The sequence below is a fragment of the Pseudomonas sp. TH21 genome (genome assembly GCF_016651025.1).
Classification (GTDB): domain Bacteria; phylum Pseudomonadota; class Gammaproteobacteria; order Pseudomonadales; family Pseudomonadaceae; genus Aquipseudomonas; species Aquipseudomonas aylmerensis.
On sequence record NZ_JAEKEQ010000001.1, the window covers coordinates 249,856 to 270,570 of the forward strand.

Genomic DNA, 20,715 nt, shown 5'->3' on the forward strand with positions numbered 1-20,715 from the left:
GGTCAGTCACTGAAGCTGCTGACTGATGCACCGCTATCACTGGCAAGCCAGGCTCCCACAAATTGCGCTACACAACCAGCAGGCTAAACACGCCCAAAAATGTGGGAGCGGGCTTGCCCGCGAAAGCGCCAGGTCAGTCACTGAAGCCACTGACTGATGCCCCGCCATCGCTGGCAAGCCAGGCTCCCACAAATTGCGCTACACAATCAGCAGGCTAAACACGCTCAAAAAATGTGGGAGCGGGCTTGCCCGCGAAAGCGCCAGGTCAGTCACTGAAGCAGCTGAATGATGCCCCGCCATCGCTGGCAAGCCAGCTCCTAAAATGAATCGTCAGCGATAAATACCATTCTTGCCGTGCCCGGCCATCGCCTGGTTGCCGCGCACGCTGATCATCAGCTTGATATCAATCCAGTCGACCCCCTGGGCCTTGAGCTTGGGTAGCTCGCGCTCCAGCACCGCCAGGGTCTGTGGATAAGGGTGGCCGATCATCACCGCCGAACCCTGTTTGTGCGCCAGCTTGATCGCGGTTTGCAGTTGCGTGGTGATTGCTGCTTCGGTGCGTTCATCGTCGAGGAATACGTCTCGCGAGACATGCGCCAGGCCGATCTTCTGTGCTTCGGCGGCGGCGACGGTTTGTGCGCTGGTGCGGCTGTCGACGAAGAATTTGTTGCGCCGCTGCAGCTCGGCCATCAACCAGGCCATGGCGGCCGGCTGGGCGGTCATGCGACTGCCCATGTGGTTGTTGATACCGGCGGTGTAGGGCACGGCCTTGAAGGCGGCGTCCAGGCGCTTGCCGAGTTCTTCGATGGGCAGCTCGGGGTGCCAGGCGAACGGGCCGGTGGCCGGGTCCATGGGCATGTGCAGGATCACGATCTTGCCAGCCTTGTGCGCTTCACGGGCGAATTCGGCAGCGTGGGGCGTGTCGGGCATGACTGCGGTGGTGACCGGCCCAGGCAGGGCCAGCACGCGACGATCCCGGGCCAGGTTTTGCCCGAGGTCGTCGATGATGAGGGTCAGGTAGGCTTTGTGGGGCTCGCTGGCGGGGGCCGCGTGAGCGACTCCCGCCAGGCTGCACAGCACAGCGAGGATCAGGGCAAAGCGCATATCAACGGCTGCGTGTGATGCTCAGGCCCTTGAGCAGGCTCAGCGCCTGGGCCAACTGGTAATCGTCGTCCTGCGGCATCGGCTTGGCTTTGGTGCCGCTGCCGGTTGGCTGGTCGGCACCGCCGTTGCCATTGCCCAGGTGACCTTGCAGGTCAGCCTCTTTGTAGTACTCGCTGTCGATCTCGTTGGTGATCTTGGCCTTGCGCACTTCGATGTCGGGCACGATGCCCTGGGCCTGGATCGAACGACCATTCGGCGTGTAGTACAGCGCGGTGGTGATTTTCAGCGCGCGGTCATTGTTCAGCGGCAGCACGGTTTGCACCGAGCCTTTGCCGAAGCTGGTGGTGCCCATCAGCACGCCGCGCTTCTGGTCCTGCAGGGCGCCGGCGACGATTTCCGATGCCGAGGCGCTGCCGCCGTTGATCAGCACGGCCAGTGGCACGTTTTCGCTGAGGTCGTTGCCGGTCGCCGAGAAGCGCAACTCGGAGTTGGCGATACGGCCCTTGGTGTAGACGATCAGGCCTTTGGTGATGAAATGGTCGACCACTTCCACCGCAGACTGCAGCACGCCGCCGGGGTTGTTGCGCAGGTCGAGCACGATACCGCTGAGTTTCTTGCCGTTGTCCTTGCGCAGCTTGGCCAGGGCCTTGGCCACTTCGTCGCCGGTCTTGACCTGGAACTGGGTGATACGGATGTAGCCGTAGCCCGACTCCAGCAGCTGGCTCTTCACGCTCTTGACCACGATGGTGGCACGGGTCAGGGTCACGTCGAACGGATTGCCGCCGTCGCGCACCAGGGTCAGGGTGATTTTCTGGCCGATCTTGCCGCGCATCTTGTCGACGGCTTCGGTCATGGTCTGGCCGCGGGTCGGCTGGCCGTTGATCTTGACGATAAAGTCGCCGGCCTGGATGCCGGCCTTGGACGCCGGGGTGTCATCGATCGGCGAGACGACCTTGATATTGCCGTCTTCGGAGCCGACTTCAATGCCCAGGCCGCCGAATTCACCGCTGGTGCTTTCCTGCAGCTCGGCGAAATCTTCCGGGCCCAGGTAAGCGGAGTGCGGGTCGAGGTTGCTGAGCATGCCCTTGATGGCATTTTCCAGCAGGGTCTTGTCGTCTACGGGTTCGACATAAGCGGCCTTGATCCGGTCCATGACCTCGGCAAAGGTGCGCAATTCGTCCAGCGGCAACGGTGCCTTGGTGGTCGCGGCCGAGGCGGCGGGTGCAGCCGGGGCAGCCTGGTCGGCGAAAGCCAGGGGCGCGCCGATCACCAGGGCGATCGTCAGGGCCAGCGAAGTGAGGCGGGACAAATGCAGCATGTCGAACGAACTCCTAATGTAGATGCGACCCTTATCCTTGGGTTCTGCACCATTGTGCAGGGTCGCTCGGGCGGCCCTGCTGACGAATAGCGAAGTACAGCGCCGGGGTGTCCTGGCCACCACTGTTACCCACAGTGGAGATGGATTCACCGGCTTTTACAACATCACCTGCCGACTTGAGTAAAGTCTGATTGTGGCCGTAAAGGCTCAAATAGCCATTACCGTGGTCAAGAATCACCAGCAAACCGGCGCCCCGCAGCCAATCGGCGAACACCACGCGCCCACCGTGAACGGCATGCACCTGGCTGCCGGCGGAGGCGCTGATCATCACCCCATCCCACTTGGCGCGGGTGTCATCGCCACGGGTTTCACCGAAGCGTGCCAGTAATCGACCATCAACTGGCCATGGAAGTTTGCCGCGAGCTGAAGCAAAAGGGCCACCGAATGACTCACCGGCGCTGGAAACCAGCGGCCCGGGCGCCGCATGTGCCGGTTTACGCGGCGCGGGAGCGTCCGAGGTGGCAGCCAGTTCGGCCTCACGCTGACGCTTTTTTTCGGCTTCCTGCTGGGCGATCAACGCCTTTTGCCGCGCTTCTTCGGCCTCGCGTGCCTGGCGCGCCAGGGTTTCCTCGATGGTCTTGAGGACTTTGGCCAGGTCGGCCTGGTCTTGCTCGCGGGCCTGCAGCTTGGCGTCACGGGCCTTCACGTCGTCATTGAGCTTGGCCAGGGCCAGCTGGCGTTCCTTGCGGACCTTGTCGAGTTCGTCGCGCTGGGTGTCGAGGGCGCTTTTCTGGTCCTGCAACTGCGACTGCTGGTTGGCGATCTCCTGTTCGACATTGACCAATTGGCGCAGGGTCTCGTTGAAGCTTTTCAACTGCTCCAGGCGGGCCTTGCTCAGGTAGTCGTAGTAGGTCAGGGTGCGCGCGAATTTTTCCGGATTCTGCTGGTTGAGCAGCAGCTTGAGGTATTCCTGGCGGCCGCTCTGATAGGCGGCGCGGGCCTGGATCGCGATCAGGCGTTGCTGTTCAACGCGTGCGCTCTGGAGTTTTTTTTTCTCAGCGTCGAGTCGCTCCAGTTCCGACTCGCTCTTCTTTAGTTCTTTTTGCAGCTCCTGGACCTGCTTCTCCAGCTTGCCCATCTCGGTTTCCGTGCCGCGCAGGTCTTTCTGTACCCCGGATTTTTCTTCCTGGAGCTTGCCGAGCAGCTTTTTCAGCTCGGTAATGTCCTGACGCGTAGCGTCCAACTGTTGTTGGGTTTGTGCGCGCTCATCGGCAAATGCCGGTTGGAGCAGGCAGACAAGAGCAAGGGTAATCAAGGCGCGAAGCATAGAGGCGGGCGACACCAGGGAAAGGGACGGCCTAGTATGCCCGCCAAGCGCCGCAAAAAAAACGCCCAATTCGGGCTGGAAGGCAAGATAGGTGCCGAGTGGCGCCGGTATGGCAAAACGACATCTTTGAAAACTCTGCAAAACCAATGTGGGAGCGGGCTTGCCGGCGATGGCGGTGGGTCAGCCATATGAATATCTGCTGATCTACCGCTATCGCGGGCAAGCCCGCTCCCACACTGTTTTGTGGTGTATCCGAAACTTAGACCAGGATCGAAGTGCCGGTCATCTCTTTCGGTTTCTCCAGCCCCATCAGCTTCAGCATGGTCGGCGCCACGTCCGCCAGTACGCCGCCTTCGCGCACTTTCAGGTCGCGCTTGCCGACGTAGATGAACGGCACTGGCTCGGTGGTGTGGGCAGTGTGGGCTTGCCCTGTGGATTCATCGGACATCTGCTCGCAGTTGCCGTGGTCGGCAGTGATCAGTGCTTCGCCGCCGACTTTTTCCAGCGCGTCAACGATGCGGCCGACGCACAGGTCCAGGCATTCCACCGCCTTGGTGGCAGCTTCGAGGTTGCCGCTGTGGCCGACCATGTCACCGTTGGCGTAGTTGACCACGATCACGTCATAACGCTGGTTGTCGATGGCGTCGACGATTTTGTCGGTGACTTCAGGCGCGCTCATTTCCGGCTGCAAGTCGTAGGTGGCGACCTTTGGCGACGGGATCAGGATGCGCTCTTCGCCCGGGAACGGCTCTTCGCGCCCGCCGGAGAAGAAGAAGGTCACGTGGGCATACTTCTCGGTTTCGGCGATCCGCAGCTGGGTCTTGCCGTTTTTCGCCAGGTAGTCGCCCAGCACGTTTTCCAGGCTGCCCGGGGCGAAAGCCGAGGGGGCCGGGATGTTGGCGGCGTATTGGGTGAGCATCACGAACTCGACTTTCGGCTGGCGCGCGCGTTCGAAGTCCTTGAAACCGGCGTCGACGAAGACGTGGCTCAGCTCGCGGGCACGGTCGGCGCGAAAGTTCATGAACACCACGGCGTCGCCGTCTTCGACTTTCACCGGCTCGCCGATGGTGGTGGCCTTGACGAATTCATCGCTCTCGCCACGCGCGTAGGCGGCTTCCAGGCCTTCCTGGGCGGTGGCGGCGTTGAATTCGGCCTGGCCGTCGACGATCAGGTTGTAGGCCTGTGCCACGCGGTCCCAGCGGTTGTCGCGGTCCATGGCGAAGTACCGGCCGACCAGGCTGGCGATGCGGCCCTTGCCCAGGGCGGCGAAGGTGGCGTCGAGCAGCTCGATGGAGGATTGCGCGCTTTTCGGCGGAGTGTCACGGCCGTCCAGGAAGGCGTGCAGGTAGATTTTGTCGGCGCCGCGCTTGAAGGCCAGCTCGGCCATCGCGATCAGGTGGTCCTGGTGGCTGTGGACGCCGCCGTCCGAGAGCAGGCCCATGAAGTGCACGGCCTTGCCGGCCGCGACGGCTTTATCGACTGCTGCGCAGATGGTCGGGTTCTCGAAGAAGTCGCCATCGCGGATCGATTTGGTCACGCGGGTGAAGTCCTGGTAGACCACTCGTCCGGCGCCGAGATTCATGTGGCCGACTTCCGAGTTGCCCATCTGGCCATCCGGCAGACCCACGTCCATGCCGGAACCGGAGATCAGGCCGTTGGGAACGGTGGCGACCAGGCGGTCGAGCACGGGCTTCCTGGCCGCGTATACGGCGTTGTCGTGGTGGCTTTCACTGTGTCCAAAGCCATCGAGAATTATCAGGACCAAAGGTTTAGGCGTAGTAGTCATAGATCCTCTCGCGGCGTTAATAAAGGAAGACAATTGAAAAGGGAGTGGCAGTTTAAAGCGAAGTTCCGACCACGTCACCGCTTTACGGGGGTTGGCCCCCCTTGGCGGCTGTGTATACTTACCGCCATTTTAACGCCCTGGAACCTCCTTGATGGTTGATCACCTGATTGCATTTGCCACTGCCCACTACCTGCTCGCGGGTGCCTTCGTCATCCTGCTGGCGCTGCTGATCGCTCATGAATTGAGCCGCGGTGGCCGCAGCCTGAGCACGTCGGAGCTGACCGCGCTGGTCAACAAGGATGAGGCCGTTGTCGTGGATATCCGTGCGGCCAAGGAATTTGCCGCCGGTCATATCGTTGGTGCCCTGAACATTCCGCAGGACAAGCTGATCGCGCGCCTGGCCGAGCTGGAAAAATACAAGGCCAAGACCATCATCCTGGTCGACGCCCAAGGCCAGCACGCCGGCACCCACGCCCGCGAGATGCTCAAGAGCGGTTTTACCGCCGCCAAACTGTCCGGCGGTATCGGCAGCTGGAAGGCCGATAACCTGCCGCTGGTGAAGTGATATGAGCCAGGTTGTCGTGTATTCCAGCGATTGGTGCCCTTACTGCATCCGGGCCAAGGCCTTGCTGGAGAAAAAGGGTGTTGCCTTCGAAGAGATCAAGGTCGACGGCAAACCCCAGGTGCGCGCCGAAATGGCCCAGAAGGCGGGGCGCACGTCCGTGCCGCAGATCTGGATCGGCGCCAAACATGTCGGTGGATGCGATGACCTGTTCGCCCTGGAGCGCGCGGGTAAACTCGATGCGCTGCTGCTCGTCTGACTCCCAACCCCTAAAAGACCCCAAGATCAAGGATCTGAGATGACTGACCAACAGAACACCGAAGCAGCAGAAGCTCAAGGCCCACAATTCTCGTTGCAGCGTATCTATGTGCGCGACCTGTCGTTCGAAGCGCCGAAAAGCCCGGCGATCTTCCGTCAGGAATGGACCCCAAGCGTTGCGCTGGACCTGAACACTCGCCAAAAGGCACTGGAAGGCGACTTCCACGAAGTCGTGCTGACCCTGTCGGTGACCGTCAAGAACGGCGAAGAAGTGGCCTTCATCGCTGAAGTGCAACAGGCTGGCATCTTCCTGATCCAGGGCCTGGACGAAGCGTCCATGAGCCACACCCTGGGCGCGTTCTGCCCGAACATCCTGTTCCCGTACGCCCGTGAGACCCTGGACAGCCTGGTCACCCGTGGCTCGTTCCCGGCACTGATGCTGGCGCCGGTGAACTTCGATGCCCTGTACGCCCAAGAGCTGCAGCGCATGCAACAGGAAGGCTCGCCAACGGTTCAGTAAGCTGTTCTGAGCAACGACGCCGATCCAATGTGGGAGCGGGCTTGCTCGCGAATGCGGTACTTCAGTCGATATCCTTGTTGACTGGCACTCCGCTTTCGCGAGCAATCCCGCTCCCACATTCGTTATGCAGTGTTACTTGAACCCCAATTGCCGCCAGCCTTCGTAAACCGCGACGGCCACGGTGTTGGACAGGTTCAGGCTGCGGCAGCCCTCGCGCATCGGCAAACGCAGGCGATGGCCGTCGGGCAGGGCGTCGAGCACCTCGGCCGGCAGGCCCCGGCTTTCCGGGCCGAACAGGAAGGCGTCGCCTTCGGCAAAGCTGGCGTCATGGAACGGCCGCGAACCCTTGGTGGTGAACGCGAACAGGCGTGGCTGGCCCAGGCTTTCCAGGCAACTGGCAAGGTCGGCGTGGCGCTGCAGGGTGGCATACTCGTGGTAGTCCAGGCCGGCGCGGCGCAGGCGCTTGTCGTCCATGTCGAAGCCCAGCGGCTCGATCAAATGCAGGTGGCAGCCACTGTTGGCGCACAGCCTGATAACGTTGCCGGTATTCGGCGGAATTTCTGGTTGAAAAAGGATGACGTGAAACATGCACGGCTCCGAAGGCAAAGATGCGCTGCATTCTACCCCTGAAGAAGACCCCAGGCCGAAGCTATTCCCGAAGGTCATGGGCTCGTTGGCGATTGTTGGCCTGATGATCGGCCTGATGATCGGCCGTTTGACCACGCCTGACCCGGTCGAATTGCAGCAGGTCGAGACAGTGGCAGACGGCGTGGTGGTGTGGTTCAACAACGAACCCAAGCTGCACGGCGAGTTGGTTGATGGCACCGTGGCGCTGCTGTTTGATGCGCAAGGCAAGGCGGCCGGTGGGCAACTCAAGGTCAACGATAAGGATGTGAACTGGCGCGTGCGCAAGACCGATGGCGGCTTGCTGCTGAACCTGGTGGCGGCTCGGCCATTGCGCGGGGAGTGGAAAGGGGAGAAGGCCGATGGCCGCTGGCGGCTGGAGATCCATCTCCAAGAGCAATAAAAGAGGGAATCCCCGGCCTGCCTGTACCAAGGTCCCCAAAACGGGCTGGGGCTATGGGCGCTGTGCCGCATAAGCCCCGGGTGTAAAGAAGGGAGTTCCCGGCCTGCCTGTACCAGGGCTCCCAAAACGGGGTGAAGCCATTACGGCTTCGGTGTTAAAGAGGGAATCCCCGGCCTGCCTGTACCGAGGTTCCCCAAAGCGGTGTGGAGCGCGACGCGATTCGCATCAAGCACCCCGGGTGTAAAGAGGGGATTCTCGGCCTGCCTGTACCAAGGTCCCCGAAACTGGGTAGTACAAGGGTTGTTGCAGGGCGCGTGCCAGAGTTTGCAATGTGTGCCAAAAAAAGTTGTCAAAAAGCGCAAAGCCCCGGATTACGGGGCTTTGGTGTTTTTGCGATTTGGTTTTTTCTTAATCAGGCGGCTGTTTTGCGCTTGGGATACGTGCCCGATGCCGGTTCATGGTGCATTGAAGCGGTGCACGGTCGTTAGTCTGGTACAAAACAAATGTGGGAGCTGGCTTGCCCGCGATGGCGCTGTGTCAGTCGATACATCCAGTGACTGACACAGCGCCATCGCGAGCAAGCCCGGCTCCCACATTAGATCTTCAGTGGATCAGGGATGAGTGATCAGGCCTCATCACCTTCGTCATCATCCCCGCCATCGACCTTCATCCCCAACTCCTTGATCTTGCGCGTCAGGGTGTTGCGGCCCCAGCCCAGCAGCACGGCGGCATCGCGGCGGCGGCCGGCGGTGTGTTTCAGGGCGGTTTCGATCATGATCCGCTCGAAGGCCGGCACGGCACTGTCCAGCAGGTTCGACTGGCCGCGAGCCAGGGCCTGGTCGGCCCATTGGCGCAGCGCCTGTTCCCAGTTGGTCACCGGCGCCGAGTCCTGTGGCAGGCTCAACAGCTCCGGCGGCAGGTCGCTGATGTGCACTTCGCGCCCGGAAGCCATCACCGTGATCCAGCGGCAGGTGTTCTCCAGCTGGCGCACGTTGCCTGGCCATGGCAGGTTCTTCAGGTATTCCTCGGTCTCGCTCTTGAGCAGCTTCGGCTCGACAGCCAGCTCCTGGGCGGCGCGGCTGAGGAAATGGCGGGCGAGGGTCGGGATGTCTTCACGACGGTCCGACATCCGCGGAATATGGATGCGGATCACGTTGAGGCGGTGGAACAAGTCCTCACGGAATTTGCCCGCGTGCACCAGGGTTTCCAGGTTCTGGTGCGTCGCGGCGATGATACGCACGTCGACCTTGACCGGCGTGTGCCCGCCGACGCGGTAGAACTCACCGTCTGCCAATACACGCAGCAGGCGGGTCTGGGTGTCGGCCGGCATGTCGCCGATTTCGTCGAGGAACAACGTGCCGCCGTCGGCCTGTTCAAAACGCCCGCGACGCAGGTTGGCTGCGCCGGTGAAGGCCCCTTTTTCATGGCCGAACAGCTCGGACTCCATCAGGTCCTTGGGGATCGCCGCCATGTTCAAGGCAATGAACGGCGATGCGGCCCGTGGGCTGTGACGGTGCAGGGCATGGGCCACCAACTCTTTACCAGTACCCGACTCGCCGTTGATCAGCACGGTGATGTTGGAGTGGCTCAAACGCCCGATGGCGCGAAACACTTCCTGCATCGCCGGCGCCTCGCCGATGATTTCCGGGGTGCGGGTCAGGGCGGGTGGCGCTTCCTGGTTCTGCTGTTCCTGGGCGTGCTGGTTGGCGCGCTTGACCAGCGCCACTGCCTCGTCCACATCGAACGGCTTGGGCAGGTATTCAAACGCACCGCCCTGATAGGACGCGACAGCGCTGTCCAGGTCCGAGTGCGCGGTCATGATGATCACTGGCAGGCGCGGGTGCTGCTCGCGGATCCGTGCCAGCAGATCCAGGCCACTGGCGCCGGGCATGCGGATGTCTGAGATGATCACATCCGGCTGCTGGCGAGCCAGGCGACTCATCACCCCGTCGGCGCTGTCGAAGCTCTGGGTGGTCATGCCTTCCTGTTGCAAGGCTTTCTCGAGGACCCAGCGGATAGAACGGTCGTCATCGACGATCCAGACAGTTTCACTACGGCTCATGTCGATGGGGCTCCTTGTTCCAGAGGCAGAAAGATCGAGAACGTGGTGTGGCCAGGATGGCTTTCACATTCGATCAGACCCTGGTGCTGGCTGATGATGTTCTGGGTGATGGCCAGGCCCAGCCCGGTACCGTCCGGACGGCCGCTGACCATGGGAAAGAAAATGGTTTCCTGCAGTTCCGCAGGAATGCCCGGGCCGTTGTCGATGATCTCGACCTTGGTCACCAGGCGATGGCGCACGTGGCCAATGGTGAATTGGCGCAGGGCACGGGTGCGAAGGCTGATGCGGCCCAGGCGCAGTTCGTTCTGGCTGCTGATGGCCTGCATGGCGTTGCGCACGATATTGAGCACCGCCTGGATCATCTGCTCGCGGTCGATCAAGACGTCGGGAATGCTCGGGTCGTAGTCGCGCACCAAGGTGATGCAGCCCTGGCTTTCGGCTTCGACCAGTTGGCAGACACGCTCCAGCACCTCGTGCACGTTGGTCATCGCCAGCGACGGCAGTTTGTTGGAGCCGAGCATGCGGTCCACCAGGTTCCGCAGGCGGTCGGCTTCCTCGATGATGACGTTGGTGTAGTCCTTGAGGTTCTCGTCCGGCAGCTCACGGGCCAACAGCTGCGCCGCGCCGCGAATCCCGCCGAGGGGGTTCTTGATCTCGTGGGCCAGGCCGCGCACCAGCATCTTGCTGGTTTCCTGCTTGGACAACTGCGCTTCCTCCTTGGTAATGCGCAGCAGGCGATCGCGGGGGTGGACTTCGAGCAGCAGCAGGGTGGCGCCATTGCTCAGGATCGGGGTAACGGCGTAGTCGACGGTCAGCGTCTGGCCGGTCAGGGCCGTGAGCATCGCCTCGCGCTTGGTAAACGGGTGTGCCTGCTCCACCGCCTGGCGCAACGAGCTCAAGGCTTCGGCCGATTCGGTGAACAGCTCGCTGATGAACTGCCCATGGCTGCGCTGGCCGCTGATGGCCAGGAGCATCTCCGCCGCCGGGTTCATGTACTCAAGGCGCAGATCGTCATTGAGCAGAATGGTCGCGGTGGTCAGGTTGTCGAGTAGCAAACGGTGCAGTGCATCGCTGATGGTCATCAGGACCTCTTTTGGAGCATGGCGCGGGCTTGAGGCACACGCTGATACAAGGAAAATGCAAAAACCAAACCAAGGCTCCGAAAAGAAGCGTTAAAGCCCTGAATTAGGGGTTTTAGGCGCGAAACTGTGGCGTTCTGCCAGCTTGATCGGGAAGAATCGAACCAAAATGGGCTGGGCAGGTGGGAAGGGTGCAGCCTATCGCACCAATATAGTGCGGTTTTGTGAAGGTTGTTCAGGAAGTGAGGGGATGACTTGAAAGGTTGCGCGCATGGAGGCGCTGGCTTGCCTGCGCTATCGCAGGCAAGCCAGCTCCCACAGTTTTGATGGGGTTGCAGCTTTTAGCCTTTGTTGATGCACAGCTCGGCGGTGGCGCGGATCATTGCTAGTTGGCGCAGCGGATCATTCAGTGGCTCGTGCACGGCTGAGGCGAGCCATTGCGGGCACTGCGCGTCGGTGCGCTGCGGGGTGAAGTCGGCGAGTTGCTGCAGCAGGCGTTTTTGCAGTTCATCCAGTTTCGGGCGGATCTGCTTGACCAGGTCCGGTCGCGGATCGTCCGGCGCCTTGCCCTGGAACTGCCAGTCGGACAGATGGGTGTACTGCACCAGTTTGTTCGCTTCGATCTGCGCCGAGAAAAACTGCTCGGCCGCGGCGGGCGCCAGCTTGTAGGTTGGCGCCTGGGCGATAACGCTGGCGATCACTTCTTGCTCGCGCTTCTTGTCTTCCACGGGCTTTTTGCTGTCCCACTTGCTCAGCGCGACCTGATCGGCAATCTCCAGGCGTTCGGCGATGCTGTTGAGCAAAGGCTCCAGGGTCGGTGGGGCGGCGAGTGCATTGGCGCTGATAAATAATAGGACAGAGGCAAGTCGAAGCTTCAAAGGCGATCTCCTGTGGGAGCGGGCTTGCCCGCGATGGCAGTGTCAGTCAATACAACAGGTACTGGATGCGGCGCAATCACGCGCGAGCCCGAGGCTGCATTTTTCATGATGTGCAGGCAAAAAAAAGACCTCCCGAAGGAGGTCTTTTTCATCACGCCGCGTTACGCAGCGCTACCGGATCAGCAGCTGTAGTACAGCTCGTATTCCAGTGGGTGTACGAAGGTGCGTACTTTGATTTCTTCTGCGCTTTTCAGCTCGATGTAGGCATCGATGAAGTCGTCGCTGAATACGCCGCCTTTGGTCAGGAACGCACGGCCCTTGTCCAGCTCTTCCAGGGCTTCTTTCAGGCTGCCGCACACTTGTGGGATCTCTTTGGCCTCTTCAGGCGGCAGGTCGTACAAGTTTTTGTCGGCGGCGTCGCCAGGGTGGATCTTGTTCTGGATACCGTCCAGGCCGGCCATTACCAGGGCAGCGAAGGCCAGGTACGGGTTGGCTGCTGGATCCGGGAAGCGTGCTTCGATACGGCGAGCGCGAGGGCTGGACACGTAAGGAATACGGATCGAGGCAGAACGGTTGCGAGCCGAGTAGGCCAGCATCACCGGTGCTTCGAAACCTGGGACCAGACGCTTGTAGGAGTTGGTCGACGGGTTGGTGAAGCCGTTCAGGGCCTTACCGTGCTTGATGATGCCGCCGATGAAGTACAGGGCGGTGTCGGACAGGCCGGCATAGCCTTCGCCAGCGAAGGTGTTCTTGCCTTCTTTGGCGATGGACAGGTGAACGTGCATACCCGAACCGTTATCGCCGTACAGTGGCTTAGGCATGAAGGTAGCGGTACGGCCGTAGGCCACGGCAGTGTTGTGTACGCAGTACTTCAGGGTCTGAACTTCGTCAGCCTTGGCAACCAGGGTGTTGAACTTCACACCGATTTCGTTCTGGCCGGCAGTGGCCACTTCGTGGTGGTGCACTTCGATGACCAGGCCCATGTCTTCCATGGCGTTGCACATGGAGGTACGGATTTCGTGGTCGTGGTCGAACGGTGGAACCGGGAAGTAGCCGCCTTTGATACCTGGACGGTGGCCATGGTTGCCGCCTTCCACGTCCTGGTCGGACATCCACGAACCTTGCTCGGAGTAGATCTTGAACATCGAGCCGGAGATGTCGGACTTGAACTTGACTTGGTCGAAGATGAAGAATTCTGGCTCTGGGCCTACGAATACGGTGTCACCGATACCGGTGGACTTCAGGTATTCCTCGGCACGCTTGGCGATCGCACGTGGGTCGCGGTCGTAGCCCTGCATGGTCGAAGGCTCGATCACGTCGCACACCAGGATCAGGGTGGCTTCTTCGGTGAACGGGTCCAGTACGGCAGTGCTGTCGTCCGGCATCAGGATCATGTCGGAAGCTTCGATGCCTTTCCAGCCGGCGATGGAGGAGCCGTCGAACATTTTGCCTTCTTCGAAGAAAGCATCATCCAGCGCGTCGCGAGCCGGCATGGTCACGTGGTGCTGAGTGCCTTTTGTGTCCGTGAAGCGCAGATCAATCCATTTAACGTCATGATCTTTGATGAGTTGAACCGACTTCGACATGGTGTCCTCCGGGTGGCTTCGGGCTGGGGTAGTGGAGTTAGCCCTTAGAATGTGGGTGATGCCGGCGCGGATACTCCGCCATGGCAACCTGCCTCACAAGAGAGCAAATTGCATGCCAGTGCGCCAACATGGCCTTTTTGCTTCAAAATGGCCCCTATAAAGGTGCAATCCGCTGAAACGGAATAAATAACGCACTGCAATGTAGCGTTAATTTCTATAAATGACCCGTTTTGGTGCGTGAAGCGGCTGATGCATATTAACTGGTTAAACCTTGAGCGATTTCCGCTATAATCCGCGCCCCCCTTTTTCGGCAGGCCCTGCGCGCGCTGTTTCCATGAAATTAATCGTTAAAGTCTTCCCCGAGATCACCATCAAGAGCCGACCGGTACGGACGCGTTTCATCCGTCAGTTGGCCAAGAACATCCGTGCCGTGCTCCGCGATCTGGACCCGGCTGTGGTGGTGAACGGCGTGTGGGACAACCTCGAGCTGGAAACCCGCGTAACCGACGCCAAAGCCTTGAAGGATATGACTGAGCGCCTGAGCTGCATGCCGGGCATCGCGCATTTCCTGCAGGTCGACGAGTACCCGCTGGGCGACTTCGACGACATCACCGAAAAGTGCAAGCAGCACTACGGCAGCGCGCTGGAAGGCAAGATTTTTTCGGTGCGCTGCAAGCGTGCCGGCAAGCACCCGTTCAGCTCCATGGATGTCGAAAAATACGTCGGCAGCAAGCTGCGTCGCGAGTGCGGCGCCGCCGGAATTTCCCTCAAGGCGCCGCAAATTGAAGTGCGCATGGAAATTCGCGACCAACGGTTGTTTGTGATCCACAGCCAGCACGACAGCATCGGCGGCTACCCGCTGGGCGCCCTGGAACAGACCCTGGTGCTGATGTCCGGCGGTTTCGATTCCACGGTGGCGGCCTACCAGATCATGCGCCGCGGCCTGATGAGCCACTTCTGCTTCTTTAACCTGGGCGGGCGTGCACACGAATTGGGCGTGATGGAGGTCGCGCACTTTATCTGGAAGAAGTACGGCAGCTCCCAGCGCGTGCTATTTGTGAGCGTGCCGTTCGAGGAAGTGCTGGGCGAAATTCTCGGCAAAGTCGATAACAGTCATATGGGCGTAGTATTGAAGCGTATGATGTTGCGCGCTGCGTCCCGAATCGCCGATCAATTGCAGATCGACGCGCTGGTGACCGGTGAAGCGATCTCCCAGGTGTCCAGCCAGACGCTGCCGAACCTGTCGATCATCGATTGCGTCACCGAGAAGCTGGTCTTGCGCCCGCTGATCGCCAGCCACAAGCAGGACATCATCGACCTGGCAGAGCAGATCGGCACCGCCGACTTTGCCAAGCACATGCCCGAGTACTGCGGGGTCATCTCGGTGAACCCCAAGACCCACGCCAAGCGTCACCGCGTGGAGCATGAAGAAAAAGAATTCGACATGGCGATTCTGGAGCGTGCGCTCGAGAACGCCAAGCTGGTCCCGATCGATCGTGTCATCGATGAACTGGGCCAGGATGTGCAGATCGAAGAAGTCAGCGAAGCCCTGGCCGGCCAGATCGTCGTCGACATCCGTCACCCGGATGCCGCTGAAGATGAGCCGCTGGAGATCGCCGGCATCGACGTACAAACGCTGCCGTTCTATGCATTGAACGCGCGTTTCAAGGAACTGGATAACAGCCGTCAGTACCTGCTGTATTGCGACAAAGGCGTGATGAGTCGCCTGCATGCTCACCATTTGCTCAGTGAGGGGTATGCCAATGTGCGCGTTTATCGACCGAGCTAAGAGCCCGGGGCTGTTTGCCTGTGGCCTGCGTCACCGGCCCCCCGACTCTGCCGTCAAGCTGTAACGGCAAGGCCTGACTCTACTGTTAATCGCTGCCACGACCTGTCAGCACACCGAATCCTCTGATCGAGATACACAAGTGATCGAAAATCTACGTAACATCGCCATCATTGCTCACGTTGACCATGGTAAAACCACCCTGGTAGACAAACTCCTGCGTCAATCCGGCACCCTGGAGCGCAACGAGCTCAACGACGAGCGCGTGATGGACTCCAACGACCAGGAAAAAGAGCGCGGTATTACCATCCTGGCAAAAAACACCGCTATCAACTGGAACGGCTACCACATCAACATCGTGGATACCCCGGGCCACGCCGACTTCGGCGGCGAAGTAGAACGCGTAATGTCGATGGTTGACTCCGTTCTGCTGCTGGTTGACGCTCAAGACGGCCCTATGCCGCAAACCCGTTTCGTGACCAAGAAGGCGTTCGAAGCCGGCCTGCGTCCGATCGTGTGCATCAACAAGGTTGACCGTCCAGGCGCGCGTCCGGACTGGGTTCTGGACCAGATCTTCGACCTGTTCGACAACCTGGGTGCTACCGAAGAACAGCTGGACTTCAAAGTCGTCTACGCCTCGGCCCTGAACGGTATTGCCGGTCTGGACCACACCGACATGGCTGAAGACATGACCCCGCTGTACCAGTCGATCGTCGACAACGTACCTGCGCCGGCTGTTGACCGTGACGGTCCGTTCCAGATGCAAATCTCCGCACTGGACTACAACAGCTTCCTGGGTGTTATCGGCGTTGGCCGTATCGCTCGTGGTCGCGTCAAGCCGAACACCCCGGTTGTCGCTATCGGCGCCGACGGCAAGAAGCGCAACGGTCGTATCCTGAAGCTGATGGGTCACCACGGTCTGCACCGCATCGACGTTGAAGAAGCGGCTGCTGGCGACATCGTGTGCATCAGCGGTATGGACTCGCTGTTCATCTCCGACACCCTGTGCCACCCGGACGCTGTCGAGGCGATGAAGCCCCTGACCGTTGACGAGCCAACCGTTTCCATGACCTTCCAGGTAAACGACTCGCCATTCTGCGGTAAAGAAGGCAAGTTCGTGACCTCCCGTAACATCAAGGAGCGTCTGGACAAAGAGCTGCTGTACAACGTTGCTCTGCGCGTTGAAGAAGGCGACTCGGCTGACAAGTTCAAGGTTTCCGGCCGTGGTGAGCTGCACCTCTCGGTACTGATCGAAACCATGCGTCGCGAAGGCTTCGAAATGGGCGTTGGTCGTCCTGAAGTGATCATCCGTCAGGTTGACGGCGTGAAGCAGGAACCGTTCGAAAACGTGACCATCGACACCCCTGAAGAATCCCAGGGCAAGGTCATGGAAGAGATGGGCCTGCGTAAGGGCGACCTGACCAACATGGTGCCGGATGGCAAGGGCCGTGTACGTCTGGAATACAACATCCCTGCTCGTGGTCTGATCGGTTTCCGTAACCAGTTCCTGACCCTGACCAACGGTGCTGGCATCCTGACCTCGATCTTCGATCGCTACGACACCATGAAGTCCGGCGACATGTCCGGCCGTCAGAACGGTGTTCTGGTATCGGTTGAAACCGGCAAGGCACTGACCTACTCCCTGGAAACCCTGCAGGCGCGTGGCAAGCTGTTCGTTGAACACGGTCAAGAGATCTACAACGGCCAGATCGTTGGTCTGAACAGCCGTGACAACGACATGGGCGTCAACCCAACCAAAGGCAAGAAGCTCGACAACATGCGTGCTTCGGGTAAAGACGAAACCATCGCCCTGGTTCCACCTGTTCGCTTCACCCTGGAACAGGCCCTGGAATTCATCCAGGACGACGAGCTGTGCGAAGTGACGCCGAAGTCGATCCGCCTGCGTAAGAAGATCCTGGACGAAGGCGAGCGTACCCGCGCTGCCAAGAAAGCCAAGAACTGAGTTAACTCAGGCTGAATGAAAAACGCCCCCGGTCGAAAGGCCGGGGGCGTTTTTTTATGCCTGCTTATTGGGGGCGCCGGCGGCTTTTGTGGTGAGCGGGCTTGCCCCGCGTTGGGCTGCGAAGCGGCCCCTCCAGGAATCGGTGCGTTGTTTCAGGCAAACCGAGGTGTTTGGGTTTGGGGCTGCTGCGCAGCCCAACGCGGGGCAAGCCCGCTCGCCACAACAGGCTCGTTCATCACAACAAGCCCGTCCACCACAACAGGCTCATTCATCACAGCGGGCTTGTTCATCAGAGCAGGCCCGCTTGCCAAAGGGGGGGTTGGATCAGAACTTGTCGAGGGTCTTGAACTTGGTTTCGCGCACCACTTCCTTCGGCTTGTACGCGCAATACCCTGGGCGCGGGCCGATCTTGGGGTGGTTGCGGCAGGTGTCCGGGCGCTTGTCATAAATAGTGCAGAAACGCGTCTTACGATCCAGGTACAGGCAATCGTTGTTGCTCATGCGTTGCAGGGTGAATATTTCCGACTTGGAATTGAAGCGCTCGACGATGCCTTCCTTCTGCAAGCGCTTGGCGATGTTCTTCGGCGGGTCGCCGCGCTCGAACTCATCGACGATGCCAATGCGGATCAGGTCCTTGATCTTCACCTCGACCGGCAGCGTGCAGCAGCTGGACACGCAGCCACCGCACATGTGGGCGGAATATTTCTGCCAGGTCTCGAGACGGTCGAGTTCCGCGGCGGCGATCAGTTGAGGCTTCATCAGGGTTCCAAGGTGGGGCGATATCCGGGCGCGCGATCATACCGGGATTGGTGATTTTTTGAACAATATTTTGCAGATTTCATCTCCAACGGTGCGCCAGGGGAAAGCAGGCACGGCCCCTGCATCTAATTCCCGCAAAGGTGAATGAGTTAAAAAACTGCCGAACCAGAGCGTCTACCGTCTGTCAGACCGTCTAGGCTCTAGCAACTCCTTCTATCTCGCCCGAGGTCGCATTTGATGTCTCAGGAACCACTTGCACGAGAAGCAGAGGTAGCCGCATTTCGCGATGCCGTCTTGACCAAACTCACCTACGCGGTGGGCAAGGACCCGGATCACGCCTTCGACCATGACTGGTTCGAAGCCATTGCCCTGGCCGCCCGCGACCAGATGGTCGACCACTGGATGGACCACACGCGGCGGATCTACCGCAAGGGCCAGAAGCGGGTGTATTACCTCTCGCTGGAATTCCTCATCGGCCGCTTGCTCTACGACAGCCTGAGCAACCTTGGCGTGCTGGAAATTGCGCGCGAAGCCCTGTCCGAGCTGGGCGTGGACCTGGAGCGCATCCGCCTGCTGGAGCCCGACGCGGCGCTGGGCAACGGCGGTCTGGGCCGTCTCGCGGCCTGCTTCATGGAAAGCATGTCGACCCTGGGCATTGCCGGCCATGGCTATGGCATCCGCTATGAACACGGCCTGTTCCGCCAGGCGATTGTCGATGGCTGGCAGCAGGAGCAAACCGAACGCTGGCTGGATTTCGGCAACCCGTGGGAATTCGAACGCGCCGAAGTGATTTACCCGATCGGCTTTGGCGGCAGCGTCGAAACCCTGGCGGATGCCTCCGGCAAGATGATCCAGGTGTGGTCGCCCAACGAAACCGTGCGCGCCGTTGCCTACGACACCCCGGTGGTCGGCTGGCGCGGGGCCAGTGTGAATACCCTGCGGTTGTGGCGTGCGCGGGCGGTGGAAGACCTGCACCTGGAGCGCTTCAACGCCGGTGACCACCTGGGCGCGGTGGCCGAAGTGGCCCGCGCCGAAAGCATCTCGCGCGTGCTTTACCCGGCCGACAGCACCGAAGCGGGGCAGGAACTGCGCCTGCGCCAGGAGTACTTCTTCGTCTCGGCCTCGCTGCAGGACCTGCTGCGCCGCCACAAGAACATGCACGGCTCGGTGCTGAGCCTGGGCGAGCACGCGGCGATCCAGCTCAACGACACCCACCCGTCCATTGCCGTCGCCGAGTTGATGCGCCAGTTGGTCGACCTGCACGACATTCCATGGGAAGCCGCCTGGGATGTCACCGTCGAAACCTTGTCGTACACCAACCACACGCTGCTGCCCGAGGCGCTGGAAACCTGGCCGGTCGGCCTGATGGAACGCATGCTGCCGCGGCACATGCAGATCATCTACCTGATCAACGCCCAGCACATCGACTCGCTGCGCGCCAAAGGCATCCACGATTTCGACGTGCTGCGCGCGGTATCGCTGATCGAAGAAGACAACGGCCGTCGCGTGCGGATGGGTAACCTCGCGTTTCTCGGCTCCCACAGTGTCAACGGCGTGTCCGGCCTGCACACCCAGTTGATGCGCAGCACGGTGTTTTCCGAATTGCACAAGCTCTACCCGGAGCGCATCAACAACAAAACCAACGGCATCACCTTCCGCCGCTGGCTGTACCAGGCCAATCCCAAGCTCACCTCGATGCTGGTGGAGGCGCTGGGCCCGGACATTCTCGACAAGCCCGAAGAGCGCCTGGTAGAGCTTGAGCCCTTTGCCGAGAAACAGACCTTTCGCAAGGCGTTTGCCGAGCAACGGCTGCACAGCAAGCGGGCATTGGCCGACATCATTCATGAGCGGTTGGGAATCGCGATCAACCCGGCGGCGATGTTCGACGTGCAGGTCAAGCGCATCCACGAGTACAAGCGCCAACTGCTGAACCTGTTGCACACCGTGGCGCTGTACCAGGCGATCCGTGCCGAACCTGGCACCGACTGGGTGCCGCGCGTGAAGATCTTCGCGGGCAAGGCGGCGGCCAGTTATCACCAGGCCAAGTTGATCATCAAGCTGACCAACGACATTGCGCGCACCGTGAACAATGATCCGACCGTGCGCGGTTTGCTCAAGGTGGTGTTCCTGCCCAACTACAACGTCAGCCTGGCGGAAAGCATCATCCCGGCGGCGGACTTGTCGGAGCAGATTTCCACCGCCGGCTTTGAAGCCTCGGGCACCAGTAACATGAAGTTTGGCCTCAACGGCGCGCTGACCATCGGCACCATGGACGGCGCCAACGTGGAAATGCACGAGCGCGTGGGCGCCGAGCACATGTTTATCTTCGGCCTCAGCGCGCAGCAGGTGGAAGCCCGCAAGCACGCCGGTGAGTTCAACGCCGGGCCGGAGATTGCCGCATCGCATCGGCTCAACGATGTACTGCAGGCGATTCGCGGTGGGGTGTTCTCGCCGGATGACCCGGGCCGTTATGTCGGCCTGATCGACGGGCTGGTCGACTACGACCGCTTCCTGGTGTGTGCCGACTTCGATTCCTACTGGGACGCCCAGGCGCGGGTCGAAGCGCATTGGCACGACTCCAAGGCATGGTGGCGTTCGGCAGTGCTGAATACGGCGCGGATGGGTTGGTTCAGCTCGGACCGGACCATCAGGGAGTACGCGACCGAGATCTGGAAAGCCCTCGACTAAACATCGCTGACC

The 20,715-nt window shown here is 60.6% G+C and carries 17 protein-coding genes; 7 read left to right on the forward strand and 10 right to left on the reverse strand.

Going from position 1 to position 20,715, the window contains the following annotated elements:
• Positions 1-330: 330 nt before the first annotated feature.
• The 4 genes from JFU04_RS01060 to gpmI form a co-directional block, all read right to left on the reverse strand.
• Positions 331-1,104, reverse strand: coding sequence for a divergent polysaccharide deacetylase family protein (locus JFU04_RS01060; RefSeq protein ID WP_120447417.1), 774 nt, complete (start codon positions 1,102-1,104; stop codon positions 331-333).
• 1 nt (position 1,105) lies between these two features.
• A complete protein-coding gene (locus JFU04_RS01065) occupies positions 1,106-2,422 on the reverse strand; it encodes a S41 family peptidase (RefSeq protein ID WP_065899807.1) in 1,317 nt (438 codons plus the stop codon).
• 31 nt (positions 2,423-2,453) lie between these two features.
• On the reverse strand, positions 2,454-3,749 hold the full coding sequence (locus JFU04_RS01070; RefSeq protein ID WP_065899809.1) for a murein hydrolase activator EnvC family protein: 1,296 nt from the start codon (positions 3,747-3,749) through the stop codon (positions 2,454-2,456).
• 259 nt (positions 3,750-4,008) lie between these two features.
• Positions 4,009-5,535 (reverse strand): 2,3-bisphosphoglycerate-independent phosphoglycerate mutase, encoded by a 1,527-nt coding sequence (gene gpmI, locus JFU04_RS01075; protein WP_106805400.1) that lies wholly within the window; start codon positions 5,533-5,535, stop codon positions 4,009-4,011.
• A 151-nt stretch (positions 5,536-5,686) separates the two neighbouring features.
• Here gpmI and JFU04_RS01080 point away from each other — a divergent pair, with 151 nt between their 5' ends.
• The 3 genes from JFU04_RS01080 to secB are packed head-to-tail and all read left to right on the forward strand — an operon-like array spanning position 5,687 to position 6,875.
• On the forward strand, positions 5,687-6,100 hold the full coding sequence (locus JFU04_RS01080; protein WP_065899812.1) for a rhodanese-like domain-containing protein: 414 nt from the start codon (positions 5,687-5,689) through the stop codon (positions 6,098-6,100).
• Between the two features lies 1 nt (position 6,101).
• Positions 6,102-6,356, forward strand: a complete 255-nt coding sequence (grxC, locus tag JFU04_RS01085; protein ID WP_201143366.1) for a glutaredoxin 3 — start codon at positions 6,102-6,104, stop codon at positions 6,354-6,356.
• Positions 6,357-6,395: 39 nt separating this feature from the next.
• A complete protein-coding gene (secB, locus tag JFU04_RS01090; protein WP_065899817.1) occupies positions 6,396-6,875 on the forward strand; it encodes a protein-export chaperone SecB in 480 nt (159 codons plus the stop codon).
• Positions 6,876-7,007: 132 nt separating this feature from the next.
• Here the strand turns inward: secB and JFU04_RS01095 are convergent, their stop codons facing one another.
• A complete protein-coding gene (locus JFU04_RS01095; protein ID WP_058413147.1) occupies positions 7,008-7,463 on the reverse strand; it encodes a tRNA (cytidine(34)-2'-O)-methyltransferase in 456 nt (151 codons plus the stop codon).
• On the opposite strand from JFU04_RS01095, the gene JFU04_RS01100 reads away from it, so the two are divergent.
• Positions 7,462-7,902, forward strand: coding sequence for a hypothetical protein (locus JFU04_RS01100; RefSeq protein ID WP_201143367.1), 441 nt, complete (start codon positions 7,462-7,464; stop codon positions 7,900-7,902). The genes JFU04_RS01095 and JFU04_RS01100 overlap by 2 nt on opposite strands.
• Before the next feature lie 625 nt (positions 7,903-8,527).
• On the opposite strand, the gene ntrC is transcribed toward JFU04_RS01100, so the two are convergent.
• From ntrC to glnA, 4 genes are all read right to left on the reverse strand, one after another.
• Positions 8,528-9,964 (reverse strand): nitrogen regulation protein NR(I), encoded by a 1,437-nt coding sequence (ntrC, locus tag JFU04_RS01105; protein WP_008435682.1) that lies wholly within the window; start codon positions 9,962-9,964, stop codon positions 8,528-8,530.
• Complete coding sequence (glnL, locus tag JFU04_RS01110) at positions 9,961-11,046, reverse strand: nitrogen regulation protein NR(II) (protein ID WP_016979130.1); 1,086 nt, start codon at positions 11,044-11,046, stop codon at positions 9,961-9,963. Before glnL ends, ntrC begins: the two co-directional genes overlap by 4 nt.
• Before the next feature lie 338 nt (positions 11,047-11,384).
• A complete protein-coding gene (locus tag JFU04_RS01115) occupies positions 11,385-11,921 on the reverse strand; it encodes a chorismate mutase (protein WP_065899821.1) in 537 nt (178 codons plus the stop codon).
• Between the two features lie 179 nt (positions 11,922-12,100).
• The gene (gene glnA / locus JFU04_RS01120) at positions 12,101-13,507 is read right to left on the reverse strand and encodes a type I glutamate--ammonia ligase (RefSeq protein ID WP_065899824.1); all 1,407 of its coding nucleotides are present in this window, start codon (positions 13,505-13,507) and stop codon (positions 12,101-12,103) included.
• 334 nt (positions 13,508-13,841) lie between these two features.
• On the opposite strand from glnA, the gene thiI reads away from it, so the two are divergent.
• Positions 13,842-15,296 carry a tRNA uracil 4-sulfurtransferase ThiI gene (gene thiI, locus JFU04_RS01125; protein ID WP_106805397.1) on the forward strand — a complete coding sequence of 485 codons (1,455 nt, stop codon included), beginning with the start codon at positions 13,842-13,844 and terminating at the stop codon, positions 15,294-15,296.
• Between the two features lie 139 nt (positions 15,297-15,435).
• On the forward strand, positions 15,436-17,256 hold the full coding sequence (gene typA, locus JFU04_RS01130; protein WP_058423717.1) for a translational GTPase TypA: 1,821 nt from the start codon (positions 15,436-15,438) through the stop codon (positions 17,254-17,256).
• A gap of 324 nt (positions 17,257-17,580) precedes the next feature.
• Here the strand turns inward: typA and JFU04_RS01135 are convergent, their stop codons facing one another.
• Complete coding sequence (locus JFU04_RS01135) at positions 17,581-18,015, reverse strand: YkgJ family cysteine cluster protein (protein WP_017529542.1); 435 nt, start codon at positions 18,013-18,015, stop codon at positions 17,581-17,583.
• Between the two features lie 237 nt (positions 18,016-18,252).
• Here JFU04_RS01135 and JFU04_RS01140 point away from each other — a divergent pair, with 237 nt between their 5' ends.
• The gene (locus JFU04_RS01140) at positions 18,253-20,703 is read left to right on the forward strand and encodes a glycogen/starch/alpha-glucan phosphorylase (protein WP_065899830.1); all 2,451 of its coding nucleotides are present in this window, start codon (positions 18,253-18,255) and stop codon (positions 20,701-20,703) included.
• Positions 20,704-20,715: the final 12 nt, after the last annotated feature.

Excerpts from the sequence above, each read along its gene's own strand:
- JFU04_RS01060 (WP_120447417.1), bottom strand. The coding sequence starts at position 1,104 with ATGCGCTTTGCCCTGATCCTCGCTGTGCTGTGCAGCCTGGCGGGAGTC.
- JFU04_RS01070 (WP_065899809.1), bottom strand. The coding sequence starts at position 3,749 with ATGCTTCGCGCCTTGATTACCCTTGCTCTTGTCTGCCTGCTCCAACCG.
- secB (WP_065899817.1), top strand. The coding sequence starts at position 6,396 with ATGACTGACCAACAGAACACCGAAGCAGCAGAAGCTCAAGGCCCACAA.
- JFU04_RS01095 (WP_058413147.1), bottom strand. The coding sequence starts at position 7,463 with ATGTTTCACGTCATCCTTTTTCAACCAGAAATTCCGCCGAATACCGGC.
- glnA (WP_065899824.1), bottom strand. The coding sequence starts at position 13,507 with ATGTCGAAGTCGGTTCAACTCATCAAAGATCATGACGTTAAATGGATT.
- JFU04_RS01100 (WP_201143367.1), top strand. The coding sequence starts at position 7,462 with ATGCACGGCTCCGAAGGCAAAGATGCGCTGCATTCTACCCCTGAAGAA.
- JFU04_RS01135 (WP_017529542.1), bottom strand. The coding sequence starts at position 18,015 with ATGAAGCCTCAACTGATCGCCGCCGCGGAACTCGACCGTCTCGAGACC.
- JFU04_RS01065 (WP_065899807.1), bottom strand. The coding sequence starts at position 2,422 with ATGCTGCATTTGTCCCGCCTCACTTCGCTGGCCCTGACGATCGCCCTG.
- JFU04_RS01140 (WP_065899830.1), top strand. The coding sequence starts at position 18,253 with ATGTCTCAGGAACCACTTGCACGAGAAGCAGAGGTAGCCGCATTTCGC.
- thiI (WP_106805397.1), top strand. The coding sequence starts at position 13,842 with ATGAAATTAATCGTTAAAGTCTTCCCCGAGATCACCATCAAGAGCCGA.
- glnL (WP_016979130.1), bottom strand. The coding sequence starts at position 11,046 with ATGACCATCAGCGATGCACTGCACCGTTTGCTACTCGACAACCTGACC.
- ntrC (WP_008435682.1), bottom strand. The coding sequence starts at position 9,964 with ATGAGCCGTAGTGAAACTGTCTGGATCGTCGATGACGACCGTTCTATC.
- grxC (WP_201143366.1), top strand. The coding sequence starts at position 6,102 with ATGAGCCAGGTTGTCGTGTATTCCAGCGATTGGTGCCCTTACTGCATC.
- gpmI (WP_106805400.1), bottom strand. The coding sequence starts at position 5,535 with ATGACTACTACGCCTAAACCTTTGGTCCTGATAATTCTCGATGGCTTT.
- JFU04_RS01080 (WP_065899812.1), top strand. The coding sequence starts at position 5,687 with ATGGTTGATCACCTGATTGCATTTGCCACTGCCCACTACCTGCTCGCG.